At 66.2% G+C, this 15,548-nt stretch carries 11 protein-coding genes; 5 read left to right on the top strand and 6 right to left on the bottom strand.

The window, feature by feature from the left end; genetic code table 11:
* Positions 1-28: 28 nt before the first annotated feature.
* The gene (locus QRN34_RS13160) at positions 29-2,257 is read right to left on the bottom strand and encodes a DUF5916 domain-containing protein (protein WP_285405053.1); all 2,229 of its coding nucleotides are present in this window, start codon (positions 2,255-2,257) and stop codon (positions 29-31) included.
* Between the two features lie 167 nt (positions 2,258-2,424).
* On the opposite strand from QRN34_RS13160, the gene QRN34_RS13155 reads away from it, so the two are divergent.
* From QRN34_RS13155 to QRN34_RS13145, 3 genes are all read left to right on the top strand, one after another.
* Positions 2,425-3,348, top strand: a complete 924-nt coding sequence (locus QRN34_RS13155; protein ID WP_285405052.1) for a peptidylprolyl isomerase — start codon at positions 2,425-2,427, stop codon at positions 3,346-3,348.
* A gap of 253 nt (positions 3,349-3,601) precedes the next feature.
* Complete coding sequence (locus QRN34_RS13150; protein WP_285405051.1) at positions 3,602-3,841, top strand: ubiquitin-like protein; 240 nt, start codon at positions 3,602-3,604, stop codon at positions 3,839-3,841.
* Between the two features lie 226 nt (positions 3,842-4,067).
* On the top strand, positions 4,068-4,382 hold the full coding sequence (locus tag QRN34_RS13145; RefSeq protein ID WP_345782901.1) for a hypothetical protein: 315 nt from the start codon (positions 4,068-4,070) through the stop codon (positions 4,380-4,382).
* Here the strand turns inward: QRN34_RS13145 and QRN34_RS13140 are convergent.
* From QRN34_RS13140 to QRN34_RS13130, 3 genes are all read right to left on the bottom strand, one after another.
* Positions 4,342-5,211, bottom strand: a complete 870-nt coding sequence (locus QRN34_RS13140) for a DUF3014 domain-containing protein (protein WP_285405050.1) — start codon at positions 5,209-5,211, stop codon at positions 4,342-4,344. The genes QRN34_RS13145 and QRN34_RS13140 overlap by 41 nt on opposite strands.
* A 159-nt stretch (positions 5,212-5,370) precedes the next feature.
* Positions 5,371-6,234: an alpha/beta hydrolase-fold protein gene (locus QRN34_RS13135; protein ID WP_285405049.1), complete on the bottom strand. Its 864-nt coding sequence runs from the start codon at positions 6,232-6,234 to the stop codon at positions 5,371-5,373.
* Positions 6,235-6,343: 109 nt separating this feature from the next.
* Positions 6,344-9,796 (bottom strand): methylmalonyl-CoA mutase family protein, encoded by a 3,453-nt coding sequence (locus QRN34_RS13130; RefSeq protein ID WP_285405048.1) that lies wholly within the window; start codon positions 9,794-9,796, stop codon positions 6,344-6,346.
* A 151-nt stretch (positions 9,797-9,947) separates the two neighbouring features.
* Between QRN34_RS13130 and QRN34_RS13125 the strand changes: the two genes are divergently transcribed.
* Together QRN34_RS13125 and QRN34_RS13120 are read left to right on the top strand one after the other, a co-directional pair.
* Complete coding sequence (locus QRN34_RS13125; protein WP_285405047.1) at positions 9,948-11,315, top strand: SWIM zinc finger family protein; 1,368 nt, start codon at positions 9,948-9,950, stop codon at positions 11,313-11,315.
* Positions 11,312-14,008 carry a DUF6493 family protein gene (locus QRN34_RS13120; protein WP_285405046.1) on the top strand — a complete coding sequence of 899 codons (2,697 nt, stop codon included), beginning with the start codon at positions 11,312-11,314 and terminating at the stop codon, positions 14,006-14,008. Before QRN34_RS13125 ends, QRN34_RS13120 begins: the two co-directional genes overlap by 4 nt.
* Positions 14,009-14,011: 3 nt before the next feature.
* On the opposite strand, the gene QRN34_RS13115 is transcribed toward QRN34_RS13120, so the two are convergent.
* Together QRN34_RS13115 and QRN34_RS13110 are read right to left on the bottom strand one after the other, a co-directional pair.
* On the bottom strand, positions 14,012-14,509 hold the full coding sequence (locus tag QRN34_RS13115; RefSeq protein WP_285405045.1) for a DUF2199 domain-containing protein: 498 nt from the start codon (positions 14,507-14,509) through the stop codon (positions 14,012-14,014).
* 34 nt (positions 14,510-14,543) lie between these two features.
* Complete coding sequence (locus QRN34_RS13110) at positions 14,544-15,422, bottom strand: alpha/beta fold hydrolase (protein WP_285405044.1); 879 nt, start codon at positions 15,420-15,422, stop codon at positions 14,544-14,546.
* Between the last annotated feature and the right edge of the window lie 126 nt (positions 15,423-15,548).

Raw genomic sequence — 15,548 nt, 5'->3', positions numbered from 1 at the left:
ACATGTGAAGACGAAGCGGTAGGACCGCTCAGAACTCCATGCGGTAGGCCACCTTGACCAGGCCCTCCTGCACGTCCTTCAGGGAGAAACTGCGCCGGAACTGGGATTGGACGTCATCGTCGACGTCGTCGGTGTAGCCGCCGCGGTTGTAGACCACGTAGAGGTTGGACAAGGGGGCGATTTCATAGCGGTAGCGGATCTGGAAGCCCAGGTTGGCCACGCCCAGGCCGTCGATCGGCTGGTCGGTATCGACCGCGGCGCCCGAGGGCGTGATCTCCAGACGGCGGCGCAGCGTCGCGCCCACGGCCAGGGCTTGCATCTTCACCCGCAGCTCCTGCTTGTTGCCCAGGTTCCAGTTGAGTCCGCCGTCCAGACCCACTGTGCGTCCGTCATAGGCACCCACCAGGTTGTCGTGCTGCCAGATCAGCCAGTTCGGGTCCCACTCGTAGCTGGCCCCGGCAAACACACTGAAGGCGTCGGTGATGAAATAGGTAGGCGTGAACTTGAAGTAGCCGCCCAGGCGGTGGTAACCGGTGAGCGCATTGCCGCCGATGAAGCCCTCGGCTTCCCAGGCCCAGCGGCCGACGCGCGGGTGCGTGCGGTCGTAGCTGAGCTTGGCCGTCGGCGGCGTGCGCTGCTTGTTGCCGCCGCGCGTGAGCAGGTCGTCGTAGGCCGCCGTGAGGGCGTCCAGCCGCCACATCTCCTGGCCGCCGTCGCGCCGCTGGCTGTTCCGCTGGACACGGAAGCGACGGCGCACGATGAGGCCCTCGGTGTTGGTCTGCGCCGACACGCGATACCGCCACACATGCGATGCGTAGGCCGAGTCGGCCGGCAGGCCGGTTTCGCGTTGCCGCACTTCCCAGTGCAGGTAGCGCATATCGTTGCGCGGCAGGTAGCCGAAGTCGTCGATGTCCAGCCGCCGGCCGAAGTACATGCCCAGCCACTGCTGGCTCCACACGTCGTTCATTTCCCAGAACGCGATACTTGTGGCGCCCAGCCCGGCGCTGTCGTTACGCGGCTGGTCGATCTTGCTGCCCACCACGTTGCTGGTGAGGGTGAAGCTCTCGTTAGGCTGCCAGCGGTGATCCAATCCCAGCACGTTGGCGTCGCGGTCCAGGTAGGGATGGTTCACCCGCGTGGCCAGAAGACCGAAGGATTGCGTGCCGGCGTTCTGCAGCAGGCGAAACGCGCCGAAGGTGCGGCCGTCGTCGCCTTTCTCCTGTGCCGTGAGGATGCCGTAGCTGGTCGAGCCGACGCTGCCGTTGACCTTCACCGCCGCGGCGATATCGGCGGCACCGTGACCATCGTCCGCGGCGCCGCCCACGCGCCGCGTGTAAAGCAACTGCGAATCGTCGTCGAGCAGGCTGAAGTCGAAGATGCCCTGGCTTTCCGTGAAGAACGGGCGCTTGTCGGTGAAGAAGGTTTCCTGCGGCGAAAAGTTCACCACCAGGTCGTCGCTTTCCACCTGACCGAAATCCGGGTTGATCGTGGCGGTGAGCTGGGTTTGCCCGTTCGGTTTCCAGAGGATGTCCGCGCCCTGTTCGAACGACGTGCCGCCATGTGCGCGATCCACCTTGCCGACGAGGTAGGGTGTCACGGCCACCAGCGACTGCGAGTACGCCGGCACCTCCACGCGCTCGAAGCGCGAGAGGAAACGCCCGCGATCGAAGGCGACCGCCGGCCACGCCATCCGTTCGCCGGTGGCGGCGATCACCCGGTCGATGTACAGGCCGATGGTGCGCGTCTCGCCATCGGCCTTGCGCATGGGTGCGATGTACCAGGGAATCAGCAACTCGACGGAGTAGCCTTCGGCATCCTCGCTGACCGCGTGGTCCCAGCGACCGTCCCAGTCGTAGCTGAAGTCGGATTCGTTGGTGATGACCTCGTCGGCCACGCCGCCCATGGACTTCACCTCGAAGTCGTAGCCGACGCGTCCATCCGCATCGAAGTCCACCATGACGTTGATCCGATCGACCATGGCGTCCTCGTCGCGGCGGGTCTGTTGCCGCGAGCGGGGCACGTCGGCCGACTGGGTGACGCGGATGGCCACGGCCAGCCCTTTCGGCGTGGACATCACCCAGGCCTCGGTCGGCTGGCTGCCGGGCTTGCCGGTCATGGGCTGGGTGTCGCGAAAATCCGCGATGCGCCGCGCGCCCGCCCACTCGGCGGGGTCGATGTGGCCATCGATGACCACCTCGGCCCTGGCAACCGCCGTGACGAGGAAGAGCACGGCGAACAAAGCGAGGCGACAGCGCATGAGGGGTCCGGAGGGTCGTGACATTCTGCGGATAGGATGCCTGCCGGTCGCAAAAGGTTGGGCATGACTATCGGCCCATGCGCCGCGGCGGCCGGCGTGGGTGCTGCCCCGAAGGCGACGCGCTCTGCTACTTTCACGGCGTTCGCCACTTTTTCCAGGGGTTTTCCATGCTCGCTCGTAACTGTATTGCGCTCGCCCTTGCCTTCGCCCTGCCCGTCCCCGTCATGGCCGCGGACGCGCCCGCCGGGGCGCATACGCCGACACCGAAGGAACTACTCGCCAAGGCCGCTCCGGCGGAATGGCGCACGCCGGACCCGCAGAACCTGGTCTACATGGACCTGCCGCAGGGCCGCGTGGTGATCGAACTGGCACCGGACTGGTCGCCGCTGCATGCCGCCAATATCCGCACGCTGATCCGCGAGCACTATTTCGACGGCACCCAGGTGATCCGCGTCCAGGACAATTTCGTCACCCAGTGGGGCGACCCCGATGGCGACGACAAGAAGAAAGCGAAATCACTGGGCACGGCGAAGGAGACCCTGCCGCCGGAGTTCACGCGCAAGGGCGGCAAGCCCTACCCGTTCACCCGGTTGCCGGATGGCGACGTGTACGCCCCCGAGGTCGGGTTCTCCGACGGTTTCCCCGTGGCCCGCGACAAGGGCGAGGCATGGATCGCCCACTGCTACGGCACCGTGGGCGTGGCCCGCGACGTCGGCGCGGACACCGGCAACGGCAGCTCGCTCTACGCCATCATCGGCCAGGCCCCGCGCAACCTGGACCGCAATCTCGCGGTGGCCGGCAAGGTCATCGAGGGCATGGACCTGCTCGCCGCGTACCCACGCGGCGGCGAGCCGATGGGCTTCTACGACAAGCCCGAACAGCGGGTCACGATCAAGCAAGTGCGCCTTGCTGCCGATGTACCAGTAGCGGAGCGCACTTCAATCCAGGTCCTACGGACCGACAGCACGACGTTCGCCGCGCTCATCGAGGCCAAGCGCAACCGCAAGGACGCTTTCTACACCCGTCCGGCCGGGAAGATCGACCTCTGCAACATCGGTGTGCCGTCGCGGAATCCGTCAGGCAAGCCATGACCGATACCATCGAAGCCAGCGGCGACTACCTTATGAAGACCTTCTCCCGGCTCGACCTGGCGAAACCCAAGGACTAACGCAAGTCGAATCAAGCCTTTGGAAATCTCCTGCCGCGCCACCTGGGTGATTTTGAGGCGATTAGTCGGCGTGCGACTAGATTTGGGCTGCTTTCGGCCATGTTGCCATGGTGGTTTTCGTGTCCTCTAGCAGCCGACCGTCCGCGGCTTTGATCGGATAGGAAAAAGGGAATGTCATGCAGATCTTCATAAACACGCTGATCGGAAAACAAATCGCTTTGGAAGTAGAATCAGACACGACCGTCGACGAAGTCAAATCCAAAATCGCTGATAAGGAAGGCATACCGACGGATCAACAGCGCCTGTTATTACCGGGCGGGAAAATAGTGCTCGAAGATGGAAAAAATCTCTCTTCTTATGGCATAGGATTCAATGCCAAGATCAACTTGACCGTCAAATTAAGCGGAGAGAGCTGACTTTGCGCGAATGCCCTCGTTTGCTATTTGCAGAATCAATGCTCGCCGTGGGCGGTTTTGCAGCGCCGCATAGTGCAGGGCTGATCACATAGGTTAACGACCTGCCTGCCGCCGTCGGCCTGTTTGAAGTCGCGACAATCTAACTATTGGGCAGGTTTGCTTGTACGCACCGCGGGTCTCCTTACCGGTATTTTGTTTCGAGACCTCGGTGTGTTTGGAGCAGTGCATGGCCGATCGTCAGATTGCCCAGCGTGTCGCTAAGGCACGGCAGGAGACGATCTATCCGCGTGGCGGCGAACCCATGGGCGTCTACGACAAGCCCGCGCAGCGCGTGTCGATCAAGAGCGTGCGCGTGGCCGCCGACGTGCCCGAAGCGGAGCGCACGTCTATACAGGTGCTGCGGACGGACAGCACCCCTTTCGCCGCGCTGATCGAGGCCAAGCGCAATCGCAAGGACGATTTCTACACGCGACCAGCGGGGAAGATCGACCTGTGCAACATCAACGTGCCGGTGCGGGATCCTTCGCAGAGGAAGCCGTAGGCGCCTCGGACCCGGACGAGGCCGCGTCCGGCTTGACCACTTCCTGCCGCAACCCGCGAAGCTTCGCTTTCAGCTTCGCCTCATTGATCGGACCGACACGGATCATGAAGCGCTGCCCGGCCGAGAGCTGCTCGATGGCCGGGTTGGCGTAGATATAGCCTTCCTTTTCCGGCAGCAGCTGCAGGTTACCCTGCGGCTCCGGCGCGGCCAGCAGGTCGTCGATCACCTGCACCAGCCGGTCGTTGAAATAGCCGCCGGTGCCCAGGTCGCGATAGGCCTGCTGGAACAGCGGGTAGTTGTGCTTGTACCAGGCAGCCGCGGCCTTGGGGCTGATGCGGTCGGCGACATACATGTAGGTCGCGTAGCGCTCCGCATTTTTCTTCGACGCGACGAAGCTTCCATCGTCCGACACCACCTGGAAGCGGCCGGCCGGCGTATGCAGCGGCAACACGTTCGTGCCCACGGTGCGTTTCGGCAGCGCGTCGATCGTCGAGACCATGCGCGAGACGATGGCATCGGACTTGAGCAGCGACTTCAGTGCATCGTCGCTGGTCAGGGCCAGCAGGCCCGACAGCACCGCATCGTCACTCTGGTCCAGGCTGGGCAGCGCGGCCGTGGAACCCGTGGCGGGGCCGATGGGGTGCTGGGGAAGCGCGGGTTCGTTCAACGCCGTGGACGTCGCGCCAGCAACCGACGACGCAGCCGTGGGAGCGGGCGTGGCGGCGTCGCGCGCCTGTTTTTCGCGCCAGAAGAACACACCGGCCACCGCAACGATGGCAAGGATCAACACCCCGGCGATCCACTTCGAACCCGACGACTGACTGCTCAATGTACCGCTCCCACGACAAAATCTGTCCCCATGGGACTACGGATGGGGGCGATGGTTCAAGGTTGCAGGGTGAATCCAGCGGTGGCAACTACACGAGTTACCATGGAAGGATGCCGGTATTCCACCATTACCGCGGCATCTCACGCTTCACGCTTTCCTTCATCGGCCAGGCACGACGGCCGCAGGCTTCAGCGGGGGATATGCCCAGCGTAGTGCGTAGTGCTCGGAGGCTCGATAAATGGTGTCGTGGTGCTGGTCCGGGCGGGGCACGTACGTCCAAGTGAGGCCAGCGGGCGGTGCAGCGGCCAGAAGGCGATCCAGCTGAGCGACGTGCGGGCCGATGGTGTCCTCGTCGGCGGAGGTGAGGAACAGACGCCGCGGGGCGGCGGGCATCGCGGCGATCAGCGCGGGTGCGTCACGCATCAGCGCCGCGTCGTTCCACCAGAGACTGGGGCTGATCGCGATCACCGTGTCGAACAACGTGGGCTCGCGCAGCAGGCTTTCCACGGAAAACAGCCCCGCTAGCGATTCGCCGATGATGCCGCGGTGCCCATCCACGCGGTAACGCCGGGCAATCTCCGGCACCAGCTGCCGGGCGATGAAGGCTCGGAATAAGGCCGAGCCGCCCACGTGTGGGGCGATCTTCTTGTCCTCAGCCACCGTAGTGGGCCCGGTCATGTCGCGGCGCCGTTCGGTGTTCTCGATGCCCACCAGGATCACCGGCCGGATCTCCCCTGCCCGGATGCCTTCGTCGAGGGTGGCGGCTACATGTGGAAAATCCTCCTGCAACCCGCCGTCGGGCATGTAGAGGACGGGATAGCGGTCTTTAGAGGAGCCGTAGCCCGGGGGCGTGTAGACGTTGATGTGGCGGGTTTCGGCGGATGCCGTGGCAACCAGCGTGAAGCCGTCGCTATGCGGAGTCACCTGGGTGGCCTGCGTGGCTTGCGCGACCTGGGCGGCCTGCGTTCCCGGCGCCACGATCGCGAAAATCGTAAAACCTAAGGCGATGGCCATCCGTTGCATGCAGGACTTCCCTGAAAGTATCGCCCCAGCTTAGCCGCATCGACCCGACGGGACCAAGCCTTGCCGGGTCCACATCGGGCACTGCCGCGGCGCCTGGCCGCCGCGCCGATTACATGTTTCGGCGGTACTCGCCACCCACGTCGTACAGCGCGTGGCTGATCTGGCCGAGGGAGTTGTTCTTCACCGCGTCCATCAGCTGCTCGAACACGTTACGCCGGTCGCGCGCCGTCTTCTGCAACGTCACCAGGCTCTCCGGGGCCAGGTCGTTGCGCGCCTTGCCGTAGAGCAGCACGTTGTCGATCTGCTGGCCCTTTTCTTCTTCCGTGGAGCGGATCAGCTCGATCTCGGTGGCGATCTCGCCGCCATGGTCCTTGGGCAGGAAGGTGTTGACGCCGATCAGCGGCAGCGTGCCGTCGTGCTTGCGGTGCTCGTAGTACATCGACTCTTCCTGGATCTTGCCGCGCTGGTACATGGTGTCCATGGCGCCCAGCACGCCGCCGCGCTCGCTGATCGCTTCGAACTCCTTGTACACCGCTTCTTCCACCAGGTCGGTCAGTTCGTCGACCACGTAGCTGCCCTGCCACGGGTTTTCGTTGAAATTGAGGCCAAGCTCGCGATTGATGATGAGCTGGATCGCCACGGCGCGTCGCACGCTTTCCTCGGTGGGCGTGGTGATCGCCTCGTCATACGCATTGGTGTGCAGGCTGTTGCAGTTATCGAACAGCGCGTACAGCGCCTGCAGCGTGGTGCGGATATCGTTGAACTGGATCTCCTGCGCATGCAGCGAGCGGCCGGAGGTCTGGATGTGGTACTTGAGCATCTGGCTGCGCGCGGTGGCGCCGTACCGCTCGCGCATCGCGCGCGCCCAGATGCGCCGCGCCACGCGGCCGATCACCGTGTATTCCGGGTCCATGCCGTTGGAAAAGAAGAACGACAGGTTGGGTGCGAAGTCGTCGATCTTCATCCCGCGGGCGAGGTAGTACTCGACGATGGTGAAGCCATTGGACAGGGTAAAGGCCAGCTGGCTGATCGGGTTGGCGCCGGCTTCGGCGATGTGATACCCCGAGATCGACACCGAGTAGAAATTGCGCACCTTGTGGTCGACGAAATACTGCTGGATGTCGCCCATCATGCGCAGGGCGAACTCCGTGCTGAAGATGCAGGTGTTCTGGGCCTGGTCTTCCTTGAGGATGTCCGCCTGCACCGTGCCGCGCACGTTGGCCAGGGTCCAGGCCTTGATGCGCGCGTAGGTTTCCGGATCGACCACCTCTTCGCCGGAAACGCCGAGCAAGCCGAGGCCCAGCCCGTCGTTACCCTCCGGCAGGTCGCCGTGGTACGTCGGGCGGTTGCCGTCGGGGTACAGGCGCGCGATATGCGCGTTGGCGGCATCCCAGCGCGAGGCGTCCTCGTTGAGGTACTTCTCGATGTTCTGGTCGATCGCAGTGTTCATGAACATCGCGAGGATGATCGGCGCGGGGCCGTTGATCGTCATCGACACGGACGTGGATGGCGCCGAGAGGTCGAAGCCCGAATACAGCTTCTTCATGTCGTCCAGCGTGGCGATGGACACGCCGGAGTTGCCGATCTTGCCGTAAATGTCCGGCCGCGGCGCCGGGTCTTCTCCGTACAGCGTGACCGAATCGAACGCAGTGGACAGCCGCGCGGCGGCACCGCCCAGCGACAGGTAATGGAAACGACGGTTGGTGCGTTCCGGCGTGCCCTCGCCCGCGAACATGCGGGTGGGGTCCTCCCCTGCGCGGCGATACGGGAAGACACCGCCGGTATACGGGTAATGGCCGGGCAGGTTCTCCCGCATCAGGAACGACAGCAGCTCGCCCCAATCCTTCGTCTTCGGCGGCGACACCTTGGGGATCTTCTGGTGGCTGAGCGATTCGCGGTAGTTCTCGACCCGGATCACCTTGTCGCGCACCTGGTACTCGTTGAACTCCGCCGTGACCGCGGCGAAGCGTGACGGCCACTCCCGCAACAGGTGGATGGCCTCGCTGGTCAGTTCGCGCACGGCTTCGTTGTAACGCTGGCGGAGCGTGACCAGCGAGCGGTCGCCTTCCACGGTGAGCGCCGCGTGGTCGTAGAGGTCGAACGCCCGCGGCAGCGCGTCGTCACCGATGTCCTTCAGCGATTCGTAGTAGTGCTGCGCCTTGCTCGCCGCCTCGGCCTGCTTCGCGATGCCGTGGTTCACGCCGCGCCCCTGCTCGGCGATTTCCGCGAGATAGCGCACGCGGTTGCCGGGAATCAATACCGTGGCGCGCGGCTCGCGCAGCGTGGTATCCACCACCGGCGTCCATGTCGCGCCGGGCAGCGCCAGCTTCTCGCGCAGTAGCCGGCACAGATTGTCGAACATCCAGGTGACGCCCGGGTCGTTGAACTGGCTGGCGATGGTGGGGTAAACCGGCACGTTCTCGTCGGCCATCTGGAAGGCGGTGCGGTTACGCTTCCACTGCTTGCGCACGTCGCGCAGGGCGTCTTCGGCGCCACGCTTGTCGTACTTGTTCAGCACCACCAGCTCGGCGAAATCCAGCATGTCGATCTTCTCGAGCTGGCTGGCCGCGCCGTATTCGCTGGTCATCACGTAGACCGGGAAATCGACCAGGTCGACGATTTCCGAATCGCTCTGGCCGATGCCGGCGGTTTCCACGATCACCAGGTCATACGCCTGCGATTTCAGAAAATCGATGCAGTCGTGCAGCACGATGGACGTGGCGGCGTGCTGCCGGCGCGTGGCCATCGAGCGCATGTAGACGCGCGGACTGCGCAGCGAGTTCATGCGGATGCGATCGCCCAGCAGCGCACCGCCGCTGCGGCGACGCGTGGGATCCACCGCCAGCACGGCGATGCGCATGTCCGGGAACGCATGCAGGAAACGCAGCAACAGCTCGTCCACGACCGACGACTTGCCCGCGCCACCGGTGCCGGTAAGGCCGAGCACCGGCGTCTTGCCGCCGGCCAGTTGCCAGGCCTTGCGCTGGCGCGCCAGATCCGCCTCGGGAAGCTGGTCTTCCTCGATGGCGGACAGCATGGCGCCGATGGAAATCTCGTCGTCCACCGAGGTAGCTTCCGGCGTGGTGACGGTGCGTTCGCGCGTGGCGTTGCGCGTGCGCGTCATCACGTCCTCGATCATCTCGGTGAGGCCGAGCTTCATGCCGTCGTTGGGGTGGTAGATGCGCTCCACGCCGTACGCCTGCAGTTCGCGGATCTCCTCCGGCGTGATGGTGCCCCCGCCACCGCCGAACACGCGCACATGGCCGGCGCCGCGCTCGCGCAGCATGTCGACCATGTACTTGAAGTACTCCACGTGGCCCCCCTGGTACGACGACAGCGCGATGGCATCGGCGTCTTCCTGCAAGGCGGCGCGCACCACGTCTTCCACCGAGCGGTTGTGGCCCAGGTGGATCACCTCGGCGCCCTGGCTCTGGATGATCCGTCGCATGATGTTGATCGCGGCGTCGTGGCCGTCAAACAGGCTGGCCGCCGTGACGAAACGCAGCGGCGTTCCCTCCGCGTCGGTATGGCTGGCGGGGATAGGCTTGGGCTGCGAGCTCATGGAAACTCCGGGGAACGCGACGTCTGGGGAGGGAACCGGTCGATTCTAGCCCCGCGGGCGCCGCGGGCTCTGACGCGGTGCAGCGAGACTCTTCCCCGGCCGCGCCGAGATCGGGTCTAATGCCCTTTGGACCAGGGAAGGAGCGCCACGCTTGGCCGACGTACAGCACGCCTACCGCTACCAGGGCGCCTCGGCGGTCGCCGACCGCGCCGACTGCGCCGGCCCGCACCTGACGCTGGTGACCAGCAGCCCGCTCGAGGCCGCCCCGCCCCGTTTCTTCGAGGGTCGCGTGCACCGCCCGCGCCTGGTCGCCGATGCGCTCACCGCGGTGCACCTGATCGTCGGCGCGCGCTTCTTCACCCCGCCGAACACGCTGGCCAAACGCATCGCGCTGGCCGACCCGGTGGTCACCTCGGGCGGCGGACTGCTCCGCTTCGAGGGCTTCTCGTCCTGTTGCAGTGCCTACATCCGCGTGGACCTGGGGCAGCGCGGCTACGAAGGGGACATCGTCGGCAAGGGAACCACCAACGTCGATTTCAACGCCCCTATGCGCGCCGCGCTTGCCCGCGTGCGCGACGATCATGGCCTGGGCTTTTCGGTCGGCACCGACGAAATGACGCTGACCAGCGGCGCAGGGTCGGTCACCGAACGCAAGGTCGCCCTGCCCGAACGCTGGGTACGCGGCATGCTCGAAGTGCAGGCCTTCCAGTCGGCGATGACGCCACGACTGGAGGTCACCGCCGTCGATGCGCTGCGCTTCCTCCGCGCGCTGCCTCGCGCCTCCACCAGCCGCACACCGCTGTGGATCGCCCGCGGTGCGTCGGGCCTGTTCACCACCACCCGCGCCGTGGACGATGGCGTCCGCCTCACCGACAGCACGCGCCTGCGCGTGCTCGAACCGCTGCTGCCGTACGCCGAGCGGCTCACCGTCCACGCGGATCCGGCCAACCAGGCCAGCGCCTGGGTGCTCGACTTCGACGGCATCCGCGTCACCCTCGCGCTGAGTGCGGAAACCTGGCGCGGCTTCTCCGGCGAGGGTCAATCGCTGCATGCGTTGATGCGCCTGGACAACGAAGGCCACGCATCCGTGCTCGATCGCGTCCGCGCCCATCTGAACTGGCAGGGCCTGCTGCGCGCGGACGAGGTATCGCTGGCCACCGGTATCGCCCTCGAGCGGGTCGACGACGCGTTACGCGCCCTCGGCGCGGTCGGCCTCGTGGGCTACGACGTCGCCGAGCAGGCCCACTTCCACCGCGTACTACCCTTCGATCTTTCGTCTATCGACGATATGCATCCCCGTCTGGCCGCGGCGAAAGACCTGCTCGCCCATGGCGCGGTACGCCTGGAAGCCGGTCCGTCGTTCGTTGCCGAGGTCGAGAGCGACGGTATCAGGCATCGCGTCCGCGAGGTCGACGGGCAGGTGCGCTGTACGTGCCCATGGTTCGCCAAACACGGCGAGGAACGCGGACCGTGCAAGCACGTGCTCGCGGCCACCGCCCTGCGCGAGGCCCAGGCATGAGCACGACCATCGGCCACATGCTGGACGAGGCGATCGAACGGGGCGATATCGAGGCCGTCACCGCCGCGCTGCGCGAGATACCGCGCGGGCAACGGGCCAGCCTTGCACCGGCTCTTCGCGAGCGGGCTCGCGTGCTCAGGGAACAGGACGACCCGCAGGTGCCGTGGGAGGACAAGCAACCCCAGCGCGACCGCGAGTTCGCCACGGGCGCGGCTCTTTTCGTTTGCGGCACGGCACGCGACGCGGCCGGCGCGTTCCTGCGCGCAGACGATGCCGCGGCGCTGGCTCGCGAGTTCGATCCGCCCAGCCTCGAAGGCCTGGGCGAGGCGATGATGGCGCTGCCACGGGTCACGCTGAATTACCTGAACCCGTTCATCGAAAGCGGCCTGGTGCCCCGGCCGGACGATGAGGCTCACACGCAGATGATGATGGACCTGCCGACCTACGCCGGCTGGGCCAAGAAGGTGTCGATGGAAGCCTATGTGCAGGGCGATCCCACCTTGCACGACGTGATCCTGCGCGTCATGGAAATCGAAGGCACCTCGGATGCCAGCCTCGCCTCCGTGGACAAATACCGCCGGGACGCGTGGTCGATCTTCTTCGCCTCGCCGTGGTCACAGTCGCACTTCGGTCGCGACCTGCTGCTGGACAAGACCCTCGACGCGCTGGAAAAGGACTGGCCGCAGTTCCGCTCGGGTTGGTTCTCACGTTTCCACGAGCGCCTTGGACCTACACCCGACGAACTCGGCGCGCGCCTGCCGCGTTACCTTGCGCTGTGCCGCAGCCGCATTCCGCCCACCGTGGGCCTGGCGCTGAAGGCGCTGGAGAAGATCGACGCCTCCGTATCGATCCAAGGGCACGACCTGCTCGACGCGCTCGCACCTGTCATGCACGCGGCGGCGAAAGGACAGGTCGAATCGGCGATGAAGCTGGCCGAGCGCCGTCTGCGTGTCGAACCCGCACTGGCGGACCAGGTAGCGCGGCTTCTCGTCGACGCATTGGGGCACGCCGATGCGGGCGTGCAGGCGAAGGCGATCAAGCGGCTGAGCGGTATAGCGCTCGACGACACGTTACGCGCGACGCTCGCGACCTACCTGCCCGGCATCGCCGCATCGAATCGCCCCGCGCTGGTCACACTGGTCGCCCTGTCGCCCGCCGTGGAACGCCAACCGGTCGACGTCTTCATCGAAACGACGAAGCTGCCGGAACCGTGCGATGCCTCGCGCGAACTGCCACGCATCGACGATGCCGACACGCTTGCGGAACGCGTGGCCTACGTCTTCGCGAACGACACGGACATCGATGCGTTCGAAGCGGTCCTTGCTGCGCTGACACGCATGGCGCCACTCGGTGCAACCGTTCGTGCGCGACTGGCGCCGGTGGCGAAGCGGCTGTCACGCCAGCGCAAGCCGATCGCCCAGGCGCTCGCGCAGGTCGTCGCGATGCTGCTCGACCTCCCCGCGCCGCACTATGCACGAATGGTGGACAACTACGGCGAGCACGCAGACATCGACCTGCAGGTACTCCACCGCGTGGTCGACACCGTCGCAACCGCGCGGCACGGCGCAGGCCTGGAACCGCTCGACGCGGCAACCCATCGCGGCGGTTTCATCGATCCCGGCCGCCTCGCCCAGCGCATTGCCGCCCATGGCGCGGCCGGCGTGCCGTGGGAAAGACGCACGGCGGTGCGTGCGCTGCTTCGCCTGCCGTCCGCGGCGCCGATGCCGGACGAATTCGCCGCATTGCCCGCTTCATCGCTACGCCAGGCCTTCGGCCATGCGCTGGGCGGCGCCCTCGATCCCGGCGAGCCCGATAGCGCGCTCATGGCTGCGGCGGCGCGCATCCGCCACCCCGGTGCGGACGATCCGCTGATGCTTGCGCGACTGGGCGACCTGGGACCCGACACCACACGCGCGCCAGTGATCTCCTGGCACATCGAGACCCGGCAATCGCAGGTCGACGGCAAGACCTACACCTTTCACGATTTCATCCTCGACGACGACTGCGCGCCCGAGGGTGCCGATCCGCTGTTGATCGCCCTGCACCGCCACCAGCCATCCGCGTTCAAGCCGCGATATGCCTCGCATCGATGGGGCTACGCCGGTATCGACGAAGCGCTGGTGCGTTACTCGGCCACGTTGCTGCCGTCGTGCATGGATACCTTTTTCGCCGGCGGCTGTCGCCTCGTCGGCAACAACCTGGGCTGGTACGAGGCGCAGTGGCAGAACCGCGCCTACCTGTTCCCTTTGCTCGAACCGACGGTGACGCCCGGTCCGATGGGCACACTGCTGCTTGCCCTCGCCCTGGCCGGAAAGGAGCCAGGACAGACGGCACTGGCCGTGGACGGGCTGGCGCAGTCCTCGCTTGAAGGGCGGATCGACCTCAACCGGCTCGGCACGGATATGAGCGCGCTCCTGGCAAGCGACCATGTGCTTGCCGCGCGCTATGCGAAAGCACTGGCCGCCGCCGCACGCACCGCGCCGGGTATGCTGCCGGTGGTGACCGGCCTGCTCGAGGTCTTGATCGGCGCACGCCCCGAGGATCCGCCGCGCGACACGTCGGCACTGCTCGCGCTGCTGCACGAGTCGCTGCTGGAGTCGGGCGGGCGGATCGGCGAGAACACGCGCGCGGTATTGCCCAGCCTCAAGCTGTCCGGACGCGGCGCGGCGCTGAGGAAAGCCCTACTCGCCTGAGCGTCAGCCGGCCTTGAGTCCCACGGAATACTCGCTGGCCCGATGGGAGCTGATGCCGTGGCGCTGCTCGGCCCCCAACGAGAACGCCGGATCGCGCACGAACACCTGCGGCCGCGTGGTCGGTCCCATCAGTTGCAGCAGCAAGGCCTGGCCGAGGCTGTGCGGATGGTGGCGTACCTCATTGGCCAGCGTCGCCGACATCGGTGGCTCCACGGCTTGCGCAGGGTCGGTCCACAGCTTGCCGATGCGGTCGAAGTCGGCCGGGGATACCTCCACCCACACGCCGATCTGGTAACGGTCGTTGCGCCCCGTCAGCGGTAGCGGCAACGTAGAGCGAACGAAGAAACGACGCGCGTCGATCACGCAGAGGTCGTCGTTCTCGAACACGCTGGCGGCGCGGGTGGCCTCGTCGAGTTCCAGTACGGCATCCGGGCGGCGATAGCCCAGTTCGAGTGCTTCCGGGTCGTGCTCCGATCCACACACCGCACAGGTGGTTGTCATGGCTCGCTCCTGGAAAAGAGGCTGGATGGGCGGGTCAGCAAGGCGCCGCGCCCGCGAGAAAGCGTATCGCTGCCGTCATGACGCCTGCGTCATCGACGATGCGGCGGTGCCCCAGGCCATGCGTCTTCAGCAAGGTCGCGCCGGGCCAGAGGCGGGCATACAGTTCACCCTCGCCAACCGGCACGTCGCGGTCGGTGTCGTCGTGCACCACCAGCAGGGGCTGCGTGCGTTGCGGCCCATGGTGCGCGATGTGCAGGGCCTCGATGGCGACGCCCGTGCGCCGCGCCAGGGCGTCGTGCATGGATGGGCGCAGGTGCTGGCCCAGCCGCACGAAACGGGCGAATCGCGCGGTGGCGGCTTCCGGATCGGCCGCGGGCGCGATCAGTACCACGCGCTTCGTCGTCCAGCCACGCTCCAGTGCCAGCGTCGCGGCTGCGCCACCGAGGGAATGGGCGACCACGCCTTCCGGATCGCCGAAATGCCGGGCCACGGCGGTCAGCGTGCGAACGAAATCCGGCAGGGTGCACAGTTCGCCGCCGCTGTGGCCGTGCGCCGGCTGATCGAACGCCACAACCGCCCAGCCCTGGGCAAGCAGATGGGGCGCCCATGTCTCCCAACGCAGGCCGAGGCTGGACCAGCCATGGACAAGCAGGATGTACGGCTGCGTGGCCGGATCGCCCCAGACGTATGTCGCGATGGACTCCCCGTCCAGGGACAACGTGCCACGGCGCGCGGACGTCGACGCCACGGCATGCACCGCCCGCTGGCGGCTGCTGGTCAGCGGCGTCTGGAAGATGCGCGCGGCGTGGGCGACCGTGCGACCGGGCGCGAGCCGGCTGCCCAGCCGATAGGCGAGGCGGATGCCAAGCAGGGTCGCGACGGTGCGCGCACTGAACCGGCGGGGAGGCTTCATGGACTCGGCAGGTCGATGGACGAAAAGGGAAGCATGCGGGAATTCGAGCGCTGGCGGGGAACAAGGTTCCCGCAGCGCGGCGATTTCACGAACCTGAACGCGCCAGAGGCAAGGGTCAACCGGCAT

Source organism: Luteibacter sp. ME-Dv--P-043b (assembly GCF_030209605.1).
In the GTDB taxonomy this organism is placed as follows: Bacteria; Pseudomonadota; Gammaproteobacteria; order Xanthomonadales; family Rhodanobacteraceae; genus Luteibacter.
The sequence above is the reverse complement of the archived record's forward strand: the minus strand, read 5'-3'. Positions and strand labels throughout refer to the sequence as shown.

Coding starts and splice junctions, on each gene's coding strand:
- QRN34_RS13150 (WP_285405051.1), top strand. CDS start 3,602: ATGCAGATCTTCATAAACACGCTGATCGGAAAACAAATCGCTTTGGAA.
- QRN34_RS13130 (WP_285405048.1), bottom strand. CDS start 9,796: ATGAGCTCGCAGCCCAAGCCTATCCCCGCCAGCCATACCGACGCGGAG.
- QRN34_RS13135 (WP_285405049.1), bottom strand. CDS start 6,234: ATGCAACGGATGGCCATCGCCTTAGGTTTTACGATTTTCGCGATCGTG.
- QRN34_RS13145 (WP_345782901.1), top strand. CDS start 4,068: ATGGCCGATCGTCAGATTGCCCAGCGTGTCGCTAAGGCACGGCAGGAG.
- QRN34_RS13155 (WP_285405052.1), top strand. CDS start 2,425: ATGCTCGCTCGTAACTGTATTGCGCTCGCCCTTGCCTTCGCCCTGCCC.
- QRN34_RS13115 (WP_285405045.1), bottom strand. CDS start 14,509: ATGACAACCACCTGTGCGGTGTGTGGATCGGAGCACGACCCGGAAGCA.
- QRN34_RS13110 (WP_285405044.1), bottom strand. CDS start 15,422: ATGAAGCCTCCCCGCCGGTTCAGTGCGCGCACCGTCGCGACCCTGCTT.
- QRN34_RS13160 (WP_285405053.1), bottom strand. CDS start 2,257: ATGCGCTGTCGCCTCGCTTTGTTCGCCGTGCTCTTCCTCGTCACGGCG.
- QRN34_RS13120 (WP_285405046.1), top strand. CDS start 11,312: ATGAGCACGACCATCGGCCACATGCTGGACGAGGCGATCGAACGGGGC.